The sequence below is a fragment of the Lactobacillus mulieris genome, assembly GCF_007095465.1.
GTDB classification, from domain to species: domain Bacteria; phylum Bacillota; class Bacilli; order Lactobacillales; family Lactobacillaceae; genus Lactobacillus; species Lactobacillus mulieris.
This window is the reverse complement of record NZ_SDGL01000010.1, coordinates 63,749-80,687: the sequence shown is the minus strand read 5'-3', so window position 1 is coordinate 80,687 and position 16,939 is coordinate 63,749. Positions and strand designations below refer to the sequence as shown.

General features: G+C 36.3%; 10 protein-coding genes and 1 other RNA gene. 10 read left to right on the top strand and 1 reads right to left on the bottom strand.

From position 1 onward, the window contains the following. The first annotated feature begins 154 nt into the window (after window positions 1–154). The 10 genes from ETI37_RS05715 to ETI37_RS05655 all read left to right on the top strand — a co-directional run bounded on the left by ETI37_RS05715 (window position 155) and on the right by ETI37_RS05655 (window position 14,963). Window positions 155–721, top strand: a complete 567-nt coding sequence (locus tag ETI37_RS05715) for an SLOG family protein (RefSeq protein ID WP_006586759.1) — start codon at window positions 155–157, stop codon at window positions 719–721. A 99-nt stretch (window positions 722–820) separates the two neighbouring features. Then, on the top strand, window positions 821–1,246 hold the full coding sequence (locus ETI37_RS05710; RefSeq protein ID WP_006586758.1) for a cell division regulator GpsB: 426 nt from the start codon (window positions 821–823) through the stop codon (window positions 1,244–1,246). A gap of 27 nt (window positions 1,247–1,273) precedes the next feature. Further along, window positions 1,274–1,645: RNase P RNA component class B (gene rnpB, locus ETI37_RS05705), an RNA gene on the top strand. 72 nt (window positions 1,646–1,717) lie between these two features. Beyond that, a complete protein-coding gene (locus ETI37_RS05700) occupies window positions 1,718–2,845 on the top strand; it encodes a THUMP domain-containing class I SAM-dependent RNA methyltransferase (protein WP_006586757.1) in 1,128 nt (375 codons plus the stop codon). A 19-nt stretch (window positions 2,846–2,864) separates the two neighbouring features. Then, entirely contained in the window at window positions 2,865–4,109 is a 1,245-nt protein-coding gene (locus ETI37_RS05695; RefSeq protein WP_006586756.1) for a metallophosphoesterase, read from the top strand. Further along, window positions 4,097–5,287 (top strand): bifunctional phosphopantothenoylcysteine decarboxylase/phosphopantothenate--cysteine ligase CoaBC, encoded by a 1,191-nt coding sequence (gene coaBC / locus ETI37_RS05690; RefSeq protein ID WP_006586755.1) that lies wholly within the window; start codon window positions 4,097–4,099, stop codon window positions 5,285–5,287. The genes ETI37_RS05695 and coaBC overlap by 13 nt, the downstream gene beginning before the upstream one ends. Before the next feature lie 326 nt (window positions 5,288–5,613). Continuing rightward, the gene (locus ETI37_RS07910; protein WP_006586754.1) at window positions 5,614–8,295 is read left to right on the top strand and encodes an SLAP domain-containing protein; all 2,682 of its coding nucleotides are present in this window, start codon (window positions 5,614–5,616) and stop codon (window positions 8,293–8,295) included. A 198-nt stretch (window positions 8,296–8,493) separates the two neighbouring features. Next, window positions 8,494–12,261 (top strand): SEC10/PgrA surface exclusion domain-containing protein, encoded by a 3,768-nt coding sequence (locus tag ETI37_RS05665; protein ID WP_143458478.1) that lies wholly within the window; start codon window positions 8,494–8,496, stop codon window positions 12,259–12,261. 37 nt (window positions 12,262–12,298) lie between these two features. Further along, window positions 12,299–13,360, top strand: a complete 1,062-nt coding sequence (locus tag ETI37_RS05660) for a hypothetical protein (protein ID WP_006586752.1) — start codon at window positions 12,299–12,301, stop codon at window positions 13,358–13,360. A gap of 232 nt (window positions 13,361–13,592) precedes the next feature. Next, window positions 13,593–14,963, top strand: coding sequence for an FAD-dependent oxidoreductase (locus tag ETI37_RS05655; RefSeq protein ID WP_006586751.1), 1,371 nt, complete (start codon window positions 13,593–13,595; stop codon window positions 14,961–14,963). Window positions 14,964–16,012: 1,049 nt separating this feature from the next. On the opposite strand, the gene ETI37_RS05650 is transcribed toward ETI37_RS05655, so the two are convergent. Further along, window positions 16,013–16,918, bottom strand: coding sequence for a YitT family protein (locus tag ETI37_RS05650; RefSeq protein ID WP_006586750.1), 906 nt, complete (start codon window positions 16,916–16,918; stop codon window positions 16,013–16,015). Window positions 16,919–16,939: the final 21 nt, after the last annotated feature.

The window sequence follows — 16,939 nt, the reverse complement described above, 5'->3', positions numbered from 1 at the left end:
AAGCCGGTTGGAAATTGCAATTTTAGCTTATAATTTGGCTTATTGTCTAGAAAGATTTAACTAGCACCACGCGTATTTATCTATAAAATAAACGCTTTTCAATAGCCCAAAATTATCAAAGTGAGATATATTATTTTTAGAAAGGTGAGTTGATATGAAACGTGTTTGGATAACTGGTTATCGAAGTTATGAGCTTGGAGTATTCAATCAAAAAGATCCCAAAATCAAAGTTATTAAATATTGTTTAAAAAATCATCTACGGTCTTTGCTTGAAAATGGTGAACTTGATTGGGTTATTTCAGGTGCACAACTTGGTGTTGAACAATGGGCCTTGGAAGCAACGATTGAATTGCAGAAAGATTATCCAGTTAATGTCTCAATGATGGTTCCATATCAAGAATTTTCCAATCGCTGGAATGAAGATAATCAAAATCATTTTCTATCATTAAAAGAGCAGGTCGATTTTTTTGGATCAACCTCCAATTCTCCTTATCAAAGTCCTGTTCAATTGCGAAATTATCAAAATTTTATGGTTCAACATACAGATAGTGCCATCATGATTTATGATCCAGAGCATCCTGGTAAGTCGAAGTATGATTTTGAATTAATTCAGAAATACCAACAAAAGCGAGATTACGACTTGGATTTAATTGATTTTTATTCATTAGAAGATGCAGCTAATGAATATGCCGAAGCCCATAGACCTGATTATTTCAATTAAAAAAACTAAATATTAAAAATACGCTAAGCAAGTCAGGATAAATTTTTCTATTTTTGTTTTTTTTGCTAAAATAAAACAAGATAAAGGAGTTGTCAGAAAATGGCAGATTTAAAAGATATTAAACTTTCATCGCAAGATATTCTTAAAAAGCAGTTTGCTCATAAGATGAAAGGTTACGATCAAGAAGAAGTTGATAAATTCTTAGATCAAATTATTTCTGATTATGAAACTTACAATAGTATTATTGAAGATTTGTATGGTAAGATTGGCAAGCTTCAAAGAGAATTGCTTGAAAGTCAACGGACAGCTAAAGAGGGAGCTGAAGTAGCAACTCAAACTGTAGCACCTGCTCCAGCTGATGATGTTAAAACTTATACCCCTTCAGGCTTTAAGGCTAGTCCAGTCCAAAATCAAGTCCCAACTAATGAAATTAGTACCAACATGGAGCTTATTCAACGTGTTTCTACATTAGAACGTAAAGTATATAATTTAGAACAACGCGTATTTGGTATGCAAAATCAATAAGCTTTTGGTATAATAAAATTCGATGCAAATTTTGAGCAATCGCGGTTAACTTTGGTTAGCTGAGGAAAGTCCACGCCCGCACAAGCTGCGATGCTTGTAGTGATCGTATTCAGCCCAATAAGCTGGAGGATAATATGTTAGATATTATTATGGCGGAAAAAACGCTAAGGCCTTTTGGCTATGTGTGAATATCCTTGAAAGTGCCACAGTGACGTAGCAAGCTGGGAAACTAGCTTGGTGGAACGAGGTAAACCCTGCGAGCGGGCAACCCAAATTTGGTAGGGGCGTCTTCGTCTAAGAAATTGAACTAAAGGCGAGATCATGGCGACATGAAGATAGATGGTTGCTGAAAGTAATAGTGTGGCTAACTATTACTGGAACAGAACGTGGCTTATAGAAGTTTGCAAAGCTAGTTGAGTCTTTAGGGACTCAACTTTTTTTATTGGAAAAATTAAGAATTAGAAAGATACTATGACAGAAAAATATACTCTCTATGCAACAATGGGTGCTGGTTTTGAAAGCACTGTAAGTAAAGAATTACAAAAATTAGGTTATCAGACACGCAATGAAAATGGTCGGGTCTTTTTTGAAGGTGGACAAGAGGATATTGTTAAAACTAACCTTTGGTTGAGAAGTGCAGACCGTGTAAAAATTTTACTTAAAGAATTTAAAGCAGTTAGTTTTGAGCAGCTTTATGATGAAGTTTATGACTATGATTGGGCGCTTCTTTTGCCAGTTGATGCAGCTTTTCCTGTTCAAGGCCGGGCTGTAAGAAGTAAGTTACATTCAGAACCTGATGTTCAATCAATTGTAAAAAAGGCTATCGTTGACAAGATGGTGAAGCAGTATCATCGTCGTGGCTTTTTACCAGAAACAGGAAATGCCTTCCCGCTTGATATTCATATTTATAAAGATGTTGCCCGCTTGTCGCTTGATACAACAGGGGCAAGTTTATTTAAGAGGGGCTACCGTGTTGAACATGGTGGAGCGCCTTTAAAAGAAACTTTTGCAGCAGGATTACTAGAATTAACCCCATTTAATGGTACACACCCCTTAGTTGATCCAATGTGTGGTTCTGGTACTTTGCCAATTGAGGCAGCCTTGCTTGCCAAAAATATTGCCCCTGGAATGAAGCGTGAGTTTAGTTTTGATGGCTTTGATTGGTTTGATAAGAAGTTGCACCAAGCTGGCGTAGAGCAAGCTCAAGCACAAATTAAACCGCTAGAAAGTACAATCTGGGCTAGTGATATTGATCAAAGTGTTTTGGAGTATGCTAAGTTAAATGCTCATAATGCAGGGGTTTTGCAAGATATTAAATTTAAACAAGTTGCAGTCAAGGACTTTAAGACTGACCTTGAAAACGGTATTATTATTTCGAACCCTCCATATGGTAAGAGACTAAAAGATCGAGATGGAGCTCACAAGTTATATGAAGAAATGGGGCAAGTCTTGGGAAGCTATAAAGACTTTAGCCAGTATTATTTAACTAGTGATCCTGATTTTGAAAAATATTTTGGTCAAAAAGCTACTAAAAAACGTAAGTTGTTTAACGGTAACTTACGAGTAGATTTCTACCAGTTCTGGGCAAATAAACGATAAGAATGAAGTGTGATGGGAAATGCTAAAGAATCTTCTGACGCAAAAAGAAAATCCTAAAATCTGGGTAATTAGTGATACACATTTGATAGCTAATGAACTTCATGATAAGGGCTGGGCTTTTCAAAAAATGCAAAATACCAGTGTAGGTAAAGACTTACATTATCAGCAAAAGGCCTTGCTTGCTTTTACTAGAAAGGTTCTAAAAGAAAAACCAGATGTCGTGGTCGTAACTGGTGATATTACATTTAATGGTGAGCGTCTTTCAATGCAGCGCTTTGCGGAAATCTTTGCGCCTTTAAGGCGGCATGGAATTAAATTGCTAGTCTTGCCTGGAAATCATGATATTTATGATGGTTGGGCACGTAAATTTAAAGATGATGTTCAATATCGGACAGACCAAGTTAGTCCGCAGGATTTTAAGGAAATTTTTTATGATAGTAGTTATCGCTATGCGGCTAGGGAAGATGGTAGTTCTTTAGCATATAGTGTTAATTTGAGTCCGAATTATCGATTGATTTTAGCAGATTCTAATATTTATCCGATGGAGTATTCATTAACCCATCCTCATACGCATGGTCGAATTGATGATGAAGAATTAGCCTTTATTGAAGGGCAAATCATTGAAGCAGAATCTAATCATCAACATGTGTTGTTTTTCATGCACCATAACTTATATCGGCACAATGCAGTTATTTATCACAATTTTGTTTTAGATAATGCTAGTCAGGTAAAAAGGCTATTTAATAAATACAATGTGCAGGCGGTCTTTTCTGGCCACATTCATGCGCAAAGTATCAAAAAGGCTCCAGATTGTTCAGCTTATGAAGTAGTTACATCTTGCTTTAGTTCAACAGATCAAGGCTATGGAGAAATCAGCTTGAATGATAAGCAATTATGTTATAAGAGATACAGCTTTAATATGGACGATTATTTGGCTCCAGCTGAAAAGCATGGTCATTTAAATAATTATCGGCAATATCTATGGGATTTGTTCGAGCAAAACAATCGCTACCATTTACGGTATTTGGATAATATGGAATTGGCTGATGAAGAAAAAGCAAAAATAGCTAGATTCTTAGGAGATATGCACTGGGATTATTTTGTCGGTAAAGGTGGAATGAGTAAGGAACAGATTATCAATTCTGAGGAATACCGACGTTCTATCGAGGTAAGACCTAAATTAAAGGGCTATATTGATTCATTGATTGTTGATAGTGATAATTGGAATTTAAAGATAAATTGGAAGAATAAATGGCTAGAATAGCAGTTTACTTAACAGGTGGTATTGCAACATATAAAGCAGTATCAGTCGTAAGAAATTTACAAAAGCTTGGACATCAAGTTCGAGTGGTAATGACAAAAAATGCAGAAAAATTTGTAAGTAGCCAAACATTAGCAGCCTTAACTAAAGAAGAAGTGCTTGATGATTTGTGGGGAAAAGAGAATGAAGCCAAAATACCTCATATTGAATTGGCTGATTGGAGTGAATTAGCACTCGTTGTGCCTGCGACAGCTGATTTTTTGGCTAAGATGGCTTGGGGGCTAGCTGATGACGCAGCTAGTACGACTATTTTAGCAAGTAACTGTCCTAAAATTGTGGTCCCAGCTATGAATAGTCATATGTTGGCTAATCCGGCGGTAAAGCGTAATCTAACGCAACTTAAAGCTGATGGTGTGGTAATTTTAGAGCCTAAGGTGGGGATGCTCGCTGAAGGCTATCAGGGCAGAGGAAGAATGCCAGAACCAGATGAAATTACCAAGTTTGTTTGTGATAGCTTGTCTACCCCAAACACCTTGCAAGGTAAACGAGTAATCGTCACAGCAGGGGGAACAAGAGAAGCTGTTGATCCAGTCCGCTACTTGGGAAATCGTTCTAGTGGTAAGATGGGCATTGCAATTGCAGACGAATTTGCCAAAGCAGGTGCACAAGTTGACTTGGTTGTTGGAAATATTGATATAGCTGTTCCCAATAATGAATTAATAAAAATCCACCAAGTAAGTTCAACTGAAGATATGCTGAATCAAGTAGAGCAGCTATTTGATGCGTGTGATTGTTTGGTAATGGTAGCCGCTCCAGCTGACTATAAGATTAAAAATAATTTCAATCAAAAAATTAAGAAAAAACCAGGTCAAACAAACTTAATACTTGAGCTGACGCAAACTCCAGATATTTTAAAAACAATGGGGAAGAAGAAAGACCGACAAATTGTTGTAGGTTTTGCGGCTGAAACAGAGAATTTATTAGTTAATGCGCAAACAAAGCTAGAGCGTAAACATGTTGATATGATTGTAGCTAATGATGTAAGTACTGGTGTTTTTGGAAGTGATAAAAATCAAGTATATATCTTACAAAAGGGCCTTGAACCAGTTAGTTGGCCAGAAATGACCAAAAAAGAAATTGCTAAAAGATTAGTAAGCTTAATTAGTGAAAAGATGAAATAACGTAATTAGTAAAAATAATATGAACCCTGAAATTCAGATATGAATTTCAGGGTTTTTATTTAAAAAAATATAATAAAAATAACAATATATTAATAGCTGCAAAAAAACGCATTCATTCAAAAAATAATTATTATCACAAATTGAAATCAATTAGAATTGCTGATATATAAATAATCTTTAATATATATTGTGAAAATATATTGCGGGCATGTGCGTATATAATTTTAAAATAATTTATATATATACTTGAAATATTTTCGGGGGGGGTAAAATAGGCCTTGTCTACTAGGTAGATTGAAATCGTTATTCTTGGAGGAGAATAAATTATGGCACATAAACATATTGAACAAAGTGTAAAAGAATGCCAACGTTTCAGTATTCGGAAGTTAAGCATTGGGGCCGCTTCTGTATTGCTAGCAACGGTTGCATTCATGAGCACAGGGGTAAGTAGTCAAGTTCATGCTGCTGAAACAAGTGAAGCAGCTACTACGCAAGCAAGTTCTGATGCCAAGCTTAGCGACGCAAAGACTAAGTTGCAAGCTGCATTAGATTCAGCAAAAGCTTTGAAGGTAACAGATGAACAAAAGAAGCAAGCAGGATTAGATAAGGCAATCACAGATGCTGAAGCTGCTGTTAAGGGGAGCGACATTAACGTCGTTAACACAAAGCTTGATGAATTGAACAAAGCTGTTGATGTAGTGAAAGCTGAAATGGCAAAAGCCACAACAACTAAGGCAGACACTTCAACAGCTAAAGCAGACAAGGAAACCTCTACTAGCTCAAGTACTTCAACTAGTGCAAGTGAAAGCAAGACATCTGCAAGTGAATCAACTAGTTCTAGCGCAGCCAAAGCTACAAGTGATAAGAGCAAGGAGAGCTCATCAACTGAAGCTAAGGACGAAAAGTCTTCAGAATCTGAAGAATATCCAGGACCCGATGATTTACCTAAGGGTTATCATTTTATGGCTGTTTTTGTTAAAGATAAGGATTCTGGGCAATTTGTTTTTTATAGTAACTCGTCAGATTGGAGTACAAAAGAAGAAATTGCTTTAAAAGATTTTGGTACAGAACCAGGAATGATATACGGTATAAATTACCTTAAAACATATCTAAATTATCTAGGTTATAATCTTGATGACAGCCCAGAAAACAAACATGTTTTAGAAACGTCAATTTTTGGTAAAACTGATTCTGCAGAATTAACTGCTTCAAAAATGTCGAGTGATGAGCTTAAAAATAAAAAACTTATAACTGTTAAGTTTGTTGATGAAAATGATAAAACACCTATCACTAAGCCACTAAAAATTTACGTTGATAAGGATGCAAAATCTATTTCAGGATCTGTTGTTGATGTAATTAATGAACATTATCTTTTACCTATGTTTCTTACTGCTCAAGATGAGGGGCTAAAGATTCCTATTTCAACTCATATGCCAATTTCAAATGAATCCAATCGTACTGGAGGAAAAGGGGCTGCAATCAGTGCGGATGGTGTAGTTACTTTGCACCAATCTGGTGGAATGGTAGTAGAGAAAAAAGACCACAAAAAGACAGAAGCTAAAGAAAATCAGCCTGAAAAACCTAAAAAGATTTCTAAAGAAGAATCCTTTGCTGGTATTGCATATGTTCCGGAATTTGCCTTTAATCCTTTTTGGAAACTTCCATTGGTAGATGGTGAAGGAAATTATACTGGTAAGAATATTGCTACTAATTCTAATTGGAAGATTTTAGCAAAGAAGACTATTGATGGTGAAGTCTACTACCGCCTAGGGACAGACAAACAATGGATTTCAGCTGATTATGTAACAGTAAAGTCAGCTGATCAAGCCAAGACTGAAACTCCTGCCAAAACAGAAACTAAAGAAACTCCTGCAAAAGAAGCTGCATCACAAACTAAGGACAGCAAAGAAGTCGCATACACTGGTGTAGTATACGCCCCAGTAATTAACAACAATCGTGGGTGGAAGATTGCTTTATTAGATGGCGAAGGCAACTACACTGGTCAATTCATCTCAACTGATTCCAACTGGAAGATCTTCGCTAAGAAGACAATGAATGGTGAAGATTACTACCGCTTAGGTACAGATAAGCAATGGGTTCCAGCTAAGTTCGTAACTGTAAAGTCAGCTCAACCAGTTAAGACTGAAACTCCTGCAAAGACAGAAACTAAAGAAACACCAGCAAAGGAAACTGCAACTCAAACTAAGGATAGTAAAGAAGAAGCAGTATCAGGTGTTGCATATGCTCCTGTAATTAACAACAACGCTGGCTGGATGATTGCGTTACTTGATGGCGAAGGCAATTACACTGGCAAATACATCCCAACCAACAGTAACTGGAAGGTATTAGCTAAGAAGACTGTTAATGGTGAAGATTACTACCGTTTAGGTACAGATAAACAATGGGTTCCAGGTAAGTTCTTAGAAGTTAAATTAACTGAATCTGCTAAGTCAACAACTCCTACAAAGACTGAAAGCAAAGAAACACCAGCAACCCAAACCACTGCAGCTAAAGAAGAAGCAGTATCAGGTGTTGCATACGCCCCAGTAATTAACAATAACCCTGGTTGGATGATTGCATTACTTGATGGTGAAGGCAACTACACTGGTAAGTACATCCCAACCAACAGTAACTGGAAAGTATATGCTAAGAAGACTATTAACGGTACAACATACTACCGTTTGGGTACTGACAAGCAATGGGTTCCAGAAAGATTCTTACAATTCAAGGCAAGCGAAACTGCCAAAACAGTAGCTCCAACTAAGAGTGAAACTCCTTCAAGTACAGAAGAAGCTATTTCAGGAATTGCCCACGCCCCAGTAATTAACAACAATCCAGGCTGGATGATTGCCTTACTTGATGGTGAAGGCAATTACACTGGCAAATACATTTCAACTAATAGTAACTGGAAAGTATTTGCCAGAAAGACCATTAACGGTAGAACTTACTATCGTTTAGGTACCGATCAACAATGGGCACCTGCTAGTTATTTAAATCTTATTAAATAATTGATGCCCAAATATCTTACATTTTTCAAACTACAAAAACTTATATACTTATTCTTTCTTTAAACGTAGAAAAGGTCTTCAACTGGAATGGAGTTCTGGTTCTAGGCCTTTTCTTGCCAACAAGGCTCACATAGTGCAAAGTATTTAAATTTAACTATTAGGGGAAAATAGTTTATCAATTCTTTTGGAGGAAATATTATGAAGACAAATAAATTGATTACTTCAGCAACTATTGCAGTAGCTCTACTTATGGCTTCTAAAACCACTACTGTAAAAGCTGATGTGAAAACTACTGATAATAATGAAACTCAAACTAAGTCTACCTCATCTGTTGATACAGCTACTGCTAATGTCAACTTAGCACAAGCTAATGAAAAACTTGCTCAAGCAAGCGCAGATACAGCCGTCGACAAGGCTAACCAAACTGCTGCAGCTCTTGAAAAAGCAAAAGCTGCTAATGATGAAGCTAACAAGCAAGACGCTGAAGATAATGCAACTATTAAAGAAGCACCTGATAAGATTACTTCAGCTAAGAGTGAATTAGCTAAGGCAGAAGAAACAAAAGCAGCTGAATCTGCTAAAACTCCTGAATTAACTCAAAATGCTGATGAGCTCAAGGAACGACTTAATAAAGCTCAAGCAGAAGACGACAAAGCAAATGCTCAATTTGATAAAACATGGGCTAACTTGAGAAGTAAGCAAGCAGCTTATGATACGAGTTACCAAGAAAAAGCTGACAAGGCTCAAGAAACTGCTGATGCTGCTCAAAAAGCTGCTGAAGAGGCAACTGGCGTTGTCAACACTAAAAAGCAAGCTGTTTCCCAAGCTCAAGCAGGTGTGGATGCTGCTCAAACTAAGGTGAACGAAGCAAATGCTGAACTTGAAAAGTCAAATCAAGCTCAAAAAGATGCTGAAGCTAAACTTGCTAGTGCTAAAGCTGCAGTAGCCACCGCTCAAGCAGAAAATGACAAGGCGCAAGCTGCTGTCAAAACTGCTCAAGCTGGCACTCAAACTGCCCAAGCTGCACTTGATCAAGCTAAGTCTGACAAGACTGCTAAGGATGACGCTGTAAGTGCTGCTCAACAAGCTTTTGATGATGCTCAAAAAGCAGCTGAAGAAGCCACAAATCGCGCTAGTGACGCTGCTAAGAAATTAGCTGAAGCAAATGATGCTGTGGCCACTGCTCAAACAAATTTTGATAATGCCCAAGCTGCCGTTAACGATTTACAATCTAAGCTTCAAGCAGCTAAAACCGACTTAGAAACTGCTAAGATGCGTTACTACGAAGCAAGTCGCTACTTTGAAAATACCTTAACTTTGTCTGATGAACAAGTTAATGTTATTAAGAAGTACACTCAATTAGCCCAAGCTAGCGATGACCCACTGGCATATGCTGTTAAGGCAGTGAATAGTGATCAATTCAAGTCTGACATGGTACCAGCTATTCATATTTCTCGTAATATGAATGATTACAAGTCGAATGACTATGACAAGTTGCGCATTGTTAATGTGATGAACTTGACTCACGAACAAAAACTTGAACTTGCACAATTTGCAGCTGATTTACTTAACCAAGTTCGTGCTCAAGTTGGCTCTAAGCCAGTGACTGTCAGTGAAACCTTTATGGAAGCTGCTGATAAAATTGCAGCTGGTTATACCGCTGATCACCGTATTATTTCTGACGACAAAGGTCATGATGTTCCAGTTATCACTTCTGTTATGGGGCAATACGGATTTAAAGATGGTGGCCAATATTATGAAGATATGACTAATTGGTATCTTGGTGATCAACCTAAGTCTGATGAACAAGGTAATTTTTATCCTTTATCAGATGATGAATATGAGAAATACAATAAGTATGAAGACGGACAGTGGGTATTCACAGGTAATTATAATATAAGCATGGATTCACTTAAATCTTATGTCTACTATAATATTTTAGAGTTAGTCATGACACCCGATGAATGGCATCATATGTCTGATTTACTTGGTGTTCTTTATCAAACTGATCATGCTAATTCTGAATATTTCGGTATAAGCTTTAACAATCTTGGTACTGCTGAAGTTTCTACGCACGTTATTACAGCTCCTAACAGCTACTTAGAACATCCAGAAATGTTCCAAGCTAAGCTTGTTTCACCAATTGATAAGGCTCAAGCTAAACGTGACGCCGCCGCTGCTAATGAAGATATCAATAATGAAACAGCCAAGGTAACTGATCTTAATGCTCAATTAACAGTTGCTAACGATAAGATGAAAGCCTTAACTAGTGCCTTAACCGCTGCTCAAGCCGTTGCTCAAAAGTCTAGCGATGATAAGGCTAATGCTGATCAAGCTACAAACGCTGCAAAATCTGCAATGGAGACTGCTAATGATAACTTAAATGCTGCTAAGGCTAGTCAAAGTGAAGCTGGCGACCATTTAACTGCTGCACAAACTGTTTTAGACAATGCTCAAAGAAGTTTAAGTGGCGCTGTAACAACTGCCAATGACGCTGCACGCACTTTGTCAGAAGCTGAAAAGACTGCTGCTGAAAGTGAAACTAATGCAAAGTCAGCTCAAACGCAAGCTCAAAAAGCAAGCAAAGCTCAAGCTGATGCACAAACTGCCTTAACTACTGCTCAAAAGACTTTAGATCATGCAAATGACGAAATGGCTACTGCAAACGCCGCTTTAACCGCTGCTAACGCTAAATTAGCTGATGCTAGTCGCACGCTAAATGATGCCAAGACTGCCTTAGCTAACTACGACGCAAAGCATGCACAAGACAAAGTGGCTTTAAAAGAGGCACAAGATGCACATCAAGCTTCTATTCAAGCTTCAGCAATAACGGGATTTGCTTTAAATGCAGCAAGACAATTCTTTGAACAGGCAGATACAGCTTTGACAGCTAATAAGAAAGTTGTTGCTAAAGCTCAAGCTACAATTGACAATATGAATGCTCAAATCAATGCGGTTAATAAGGCTGTTAGTGACGCTAAGGCTCGCCTTGAAAGCAATAAGAGTGTTCACGATGCATATGCTATTGCAACTGTTAACAATCAAGATGCTCAAAAGGCTTTAGAAAAAGCTCAAGCTGATTTAGCTGCTGCTAAACAAGTTTTAGCCGAAGCTCAAGCTAAACTTACTGAAGCAAAGAAGTCAGAAGAAGCTAAGAAAGCTGAAGAAGCTAAGCCATCAGAAGATAGCAAGAAGTCAGAAGAAGCTAAGCCATCAGAAGATAGCAAGAAATCAGACGACACTAAGCCATCAGAAGATGCAAAGAAGTCAGACGACACTAAGCCATCAGAAGATGCAAAGAAGTCAGACGACACTAAGTCATCAGAAGATAGCAAGAAGTCAGAAGAAGCTAAGCCATCAGAAGATAGCAAGAAGTCAGAAGAAGCTAAGCCATCAGAAGATAGCAAGAAGTCAGACGACACTAAGTCATCAGAAGACAGCAAGAAGTCAGACGACACTAAGCCATCAGAAGACAGCAAGAAGTCAGAAGAAGCTAAGCCTTCAGAAGATAGCAAGAAGTCAGAAGAAGCTAAGCCATCAGAAGATAGCAAGAAGTCAGAAGAAGCTAAGCCTTCAGAAGATGCAAAGAAGTCAGACGACACTAAGCCATCAGAAGATAGCAAGAAGTCAGACGACACTAAGTCATCAGAAGATGCAAAGAAGTCAGAAGAAGTTAAAGCAACAGAAGAACCAGCAGATATTAAGGCTCCAGAAGTTAAGCCAGTCGTAATTGCACCTGCTCAAGAAGTTATAACCAGTCAAAAGAAGGTTGCTGTTTCAACTGATAAATTAACTTCAGCTGCTTTAACACAAAGAACTGTTAAGATGCCAATTAAATCACGTGTTGAAGAACACTATGGTAAGCAATTACCACAAACTGGCGATAACGAAAATGTTCTTGCTGCTATGGGTTCAATCTTAGCTGGTTTAGGTATGTTTGTAGGATTTAAACGCAAGAAGAATTAATTTTTGGGGAATAACAATCATTAGGGAGATATATGCAATGGATATGAATAAAGGAAATGTTTTACCTGAAGGAAATGATTTGCTAAATGGTCTTTTTCAAGTTCAAGATTATTTAAATAAGATAAATGATCGAGTTACTAATGTTATGAACTTAGAAAAGGATCGGATTGAATTACAACAAAGTAATTTAAAGAAAAAAATTACAACTGAAGAGATTACTTCGGACATGGGAAAGTTGATGCAAGTATTTTTGGTTTGTCTCTTTTTTGGTTATGTTTTTACTTCATTTGTTTATCCAATGGTTAATCCGAAAACTACTTGGAGCGGTGTATTTTGGGGAATAGTAATAGGTGCTGTATCAATTGGAATACCACTAGTTCTACTTCAAGATAAATATAAAAACAAATTTAAAAAGACTAAAATTGGCTTTTTGATTTTTGATTTTTTATTTGAATTTGCATTATTCTTTTCTTATCCCAATGTTTTAATTTGGGTAGTAGCTATTTTGGGGCATTTTGTTGGACTTATTGTTGTTTATCTATATTGCAATAATTACAATAGTAAAGTTGCCTCAGAAAATGCTAAGTTGACTGCACAAGATGAAGACCATAATCAAGCTGCTCGAGCTCGCAATGCTAAGATTGATCAACAATGTGCAATTCTTTCAACAGAAATTACTGCAATTAAGAATGAAATGCAAGAAAAGACAGCTTCTTGGTATCCAGTTGATTATTATTCATTAGATTCTGTTGCTCACTTTATTAGTATTTTGAAAAATCACGAAGCTGAAAATATTAAAGAAATGGTTAAAGTCTTCAAGGAAGATGCATATCGCGACAATGTTTTGAACGATCAAATGGTTATGAAGCAACAATTAGATGATTCATTAGCTGCTCAAAGAGAAAACTTACAAAACCAACAATTGTTAGCTCAAAGACAACAAGAAATGGTTCAATTACAAAAGAAATCTAACATGATTCAAATGGCTAATGCAATTGCTTCAATGGTTACTGCTAGAAACACTTCACAACTTAAGGATAGTGCTAAAAATATTGCAGATAACACCAAGAAGATCGTAGATAATACTACTTGGTATTAATAAGTGAAAAGATTGGAAGTTCGTACTTCCAATCTTTTTTGTTATTTCATAAGAGCTAATCAACTAGCTTAATAAATGCATAATAAGCAGCAAAATACAACCAAATAATTTGTTGCAATTTTATAAGCAGATTCTTTGGTATAAAAACTTCAAAGTCCTAAACTTGAATTGTAATTCGAATAGTAGTGAATTACGGGTAGATTTTAAGCAACTGAATTAGGAGGTTGTATTTATGCAAGAAAAAATTGTAATTATTGGCGCATCTCATGGTGGCCATGAAGCAGCAATTGAACTATTAGATAAGTATCAAGGCTTAGATGTAACTATTTATGAAGCAGGGGACTTTGTTTCATTTATGTCATGTGGGATGAAGTTGTTCTTAGAGCAGAAAACAACAGGAATCAACGATGTACGAAATTTTGCTCCTGAAGATTTAGAAGCAAGGGGAGGAAAAGTAGTTTCAGGTCATGAAGTAGTGGAAGTAAATCCCCAATCTAAACAAATTACTGTTAAAAATATAAAAAATGGTGAATTAGAACAGGTCCACTATGATAAGCTAATAATTTCGTCTGGTGTAAATGCAGCCAATCTTCCAGTTCCGGGTAATGATCTAGCAAATATTTATTTGATGCGAGGTTATGAAGCTGCTCAAAAAATTGATGCAGCTAAAAATAATCCTAATATTAAGAATGTAGTTGTAATTGGTGCAGGCAATGGTATTAATGCTGTTGAAGTAATGGAAAAGTATGGCAAGAATGTTACCTTGATTGATGCAGGGAAACGCCCACTTGAAAATTATCTTCCAGAGGAATTTACTAACGTTTTTGCTTCTGAAATGGAAAAACATCATGTCAATTTAATGATGGAAACTAAGGTTGAAAGTTTTACTGGTGAAAATGGTCAGGTAAGCAAAGTGGTAACTGATAAAGGTGAAGTTGCGGCAGATTTGGTTATTATTGCGGCTGGCATAAAACCTGCGACTGACTACTTAGATGGTGCAATTGAATTAAACAAGATGGGCTATATTCAAGTAGATGATTACTTTAGAACTAGTGCAGCTGATGTTTATGCAATTGGTGATGCAATCTGGCCATTTTCAATTCCGGCTAATACATATGCACCTAATCCATCTGCAGTTGCTGCACGGCATGAAGCTCAATACTTAGTTGATCATTTGTTTGAAGCTAAGCCAAGCAGACCATTTCCTGGTTTAGTAGGTGCTCAAGTGCTTGAAGTTTTCGATGCTCATGCAGCAATTACTGGGCTTAATTTACGAGCAATGAATTTCTTGAAAATTGATGCCAAAATTAGTATTTATAAGGATAGAATTAGACCAGCTTATATTCCTGAAGATCATAATACTAAAGTTTTGACTTACTTAATTTATAATAAAGCAAGTCATCAAATTTTAGGTGGTGGTGTTTTAGGTGGGCCAGCGCAAGTTCCACTAACAAATGTTTTAAGTTTGGCTATTAGACAAAAGTTAACTCTTGAAGACTTAGTTGAACAAGACTTTTTCTTCTCACCAAGTTATGACCGACAATGGAATTTGTTGAACCTAGCTGCGAAAGATGCTTTGGAATATAAGCGCTTTGATAGATAATCCAAAAAGAAAAGGTTTGGAATATCAAACTTTTTAGTGTATAATCTGTAAATGAAAAGAAGTGAGCGAGATGCGACCTCGCCCACTTCAATCGTAACTTTGAACGACTGGTTTTGTTAGCTAATCTTTATGATTAGCTTTTTTTGTTATCTCATAAGCGATTGCTAAACGAATGGCAAAGATGCCACAAGCATTTAAGACAAGACTTATTGCGATAGCATAAGCTAAAATCAACTAGCTTTACAACTCCAGTCTATCCAATTTAGCATGACTCTCACCTCCGTAACTTTTAAGTTGTGTGAGGGGTGTGTAGCCGCTAAAGTTACTAAATTTTGGTATTAGCTTTATACCAAAATCTAGAATAATAATATCAAAATACTTTTTATTTTGGAATACATTTCTATAAGGGAAAATGCTTGGCAATCTTTGGCAGAGTAGATAAATATCTTCCTAGTCAGAAATCGTATTAAGCATATGTTTATGCAAGAATATAATTATCTAAAGTATTTAGAAAATATCTAACTGTAATGTATAAAAAGACAGTTAGTATCTCTTGAGTTATAATTATGAAAAAATATAACAAGCAGTGAATAAGAATACATAAGATTTAAAAATATTTGGAATACCAAACTTTTTAGTGTATAATCTGTAAATGAAAAGAGGCCGATGAGCTCTTACCTCATTGACCTCAATCGTAACTTTGAACGACTAGGTTGTTTAGCTAATCTTTATGATTAGCTTTTTTTGTTATCACATAAGCGATTGCTAAACGAATGGCAAAGATGCCACAGGCATTTAAGACAAGGCTTATTGCGATAGCATAAGCTAAAATCAATTAGCTTTACAACTCCAGTCTATCCAATTTAGCATGGCTCTCACCTCCGTAACTTTTAAGTTGTGTGAGGGGTGTGTAGCCGCTAAAGTTACTAAATCTTGGTATTAGCTTTATACCAAAATCTAGAATAATAATATCAAAATACTTTTTATTTTGGAATATTTAGTTTCCAAAAATAAAAGAGGGTGTTTTTCAACATCCTCTTTATTTAATTCTATCGCCTGATAAAAAAGTTTCGCTTCTTTCGGTTATAGCTCATTCCTTCTCCTAAAGCTTCATTAGCATCAAAAATTGTCATAAATGCTTTAGGATCTTCTCTTAAAACAATTGCCTTAACTGCTTGAATTTCATAATTGGCAACAATGCAGTAGATAATATGTTTTTGACTGCGATCATAGCCCCCTTCACCATTTAAAAAGCTATAGCCACGATCTAACTCTAAATCAATCATCTTCGCAATTTCTTCATATTTATCAGATATAATAAAGACCGCTTTTGCCTTGTTACCACCTTGTTGCACGATATCTATCAAAGTAGTAGCAATATAACTGGCAATTAAAGTGTACATAATATGGCGAATATCAATATATGAAAGTGAAAGAACTAGCACGATTACGTCAATTATGAAAAATGTTTTTCCGCTTTTAATATCTTTTTCTTGTTGTAAAATACGAGCGATTATATCAGAGCCACCAGTTGTGCCATTATACCGAAAGACAATTCCTAATCCTAGACCAGAAAGTAGTCCAGCGGAAATTGCTGCCAATAATAGGTCGTGCTCTAAATTCAATTGGTTTATAATAGGTATTAGACGCCAAAAATTTAAGAAAAAGGATAAGCAAATTGTCCCCCATAAAGTTTCAATCATGAGTTTTTTGCCTAAAAAGCGAAAACCAATTAGAATTAAAGGGATGTTTAAAATAAGTGTGCTGAATCCTAGGTTTACTTTCCACCAATGGAATAGTAATAAGGAAATACCACTTAAACCTCCATCAGTTAACTGATTGGGAATACTAATCATATTAATGCTTAGTCCATAGATGGCGGAGCCAAGTGCAATCATTATAAGTTCAATGATAAAACTAGGCGTAATTTTAAATTTGAGATTAGTTACTTTCATTATGATACCCTCCGTAATGTA

Bases quoted from the DNA above. Each gene is read 5' to 3' on its own strand.
- ETI37_RS05715 (WP_006586759.1), top strand. From the start codon at position 155: ATGAAACGTGTTTGGATAACTGGTTATCGAAGTTATGAGCTTGGAGTA.
- ETI37_RS05710 (WP_006586758.1), top strand. From the start codon at position 821: ATGGCAGATTTAAAAGATATTAAACTTTCATCGCAAGATATTCTTAAA.
- ETI37_RS05700 (WP_006586757.1), top strand. From the start codon at position 1,718: ATGACAGAAAAATATACTCTCTATGCAACAATGGGTGCTGGTTTTGAA.
- ETI37_RS05695 (WP_006586756.1), top strand. From the start codon at position 2,865: ATGCTAAAGAATCTTCTGACGCAAAAAGAAAATCCTAAAATCTGGGTA.
- coaBC (WP_006586755.1), top strand. From the start codon at position 4,097: ATGGCTAGAATAGCAGTTTACTTAACAGGTGGTATTGCAACATATAAA.
- ETI37_RS07910 (WP_006586754.1), top strand. From the start codon at position 5,614: ATGGCACATAAACATATTGAACAAAGTGTAAAAGAATGCCAACGTTTC.
- ETI37_RS05665 (WP_143458478.1), top strand. From the start codon at position 8,494: ATGAAGACAAATAAATTGATTACTTCAGCAACTATTGCAGTAGCTCTA.
- ETI37_RS05660 (WP_006586752.1), top strand. From the start codon at position 12,299: ATGGATATGAATAAAGGAAATGTTTTACCTGAAGGAAATGATTTGCTA.
- ETI37_RS05655 (WP_006586751.1), top strand. From the start codon at position 13,593: ATGCAAGAAAAAATTGTAATTATTGGCGCATCTCATGGTGGCCATGAA.
- ETI37_RS05650 (WP_006586750.1), bottom strand. From the start codon at position 16,918: ATGAAAGTAACTAATCTCAAATTTAAAATTACGCCTAGTTTTATCATT.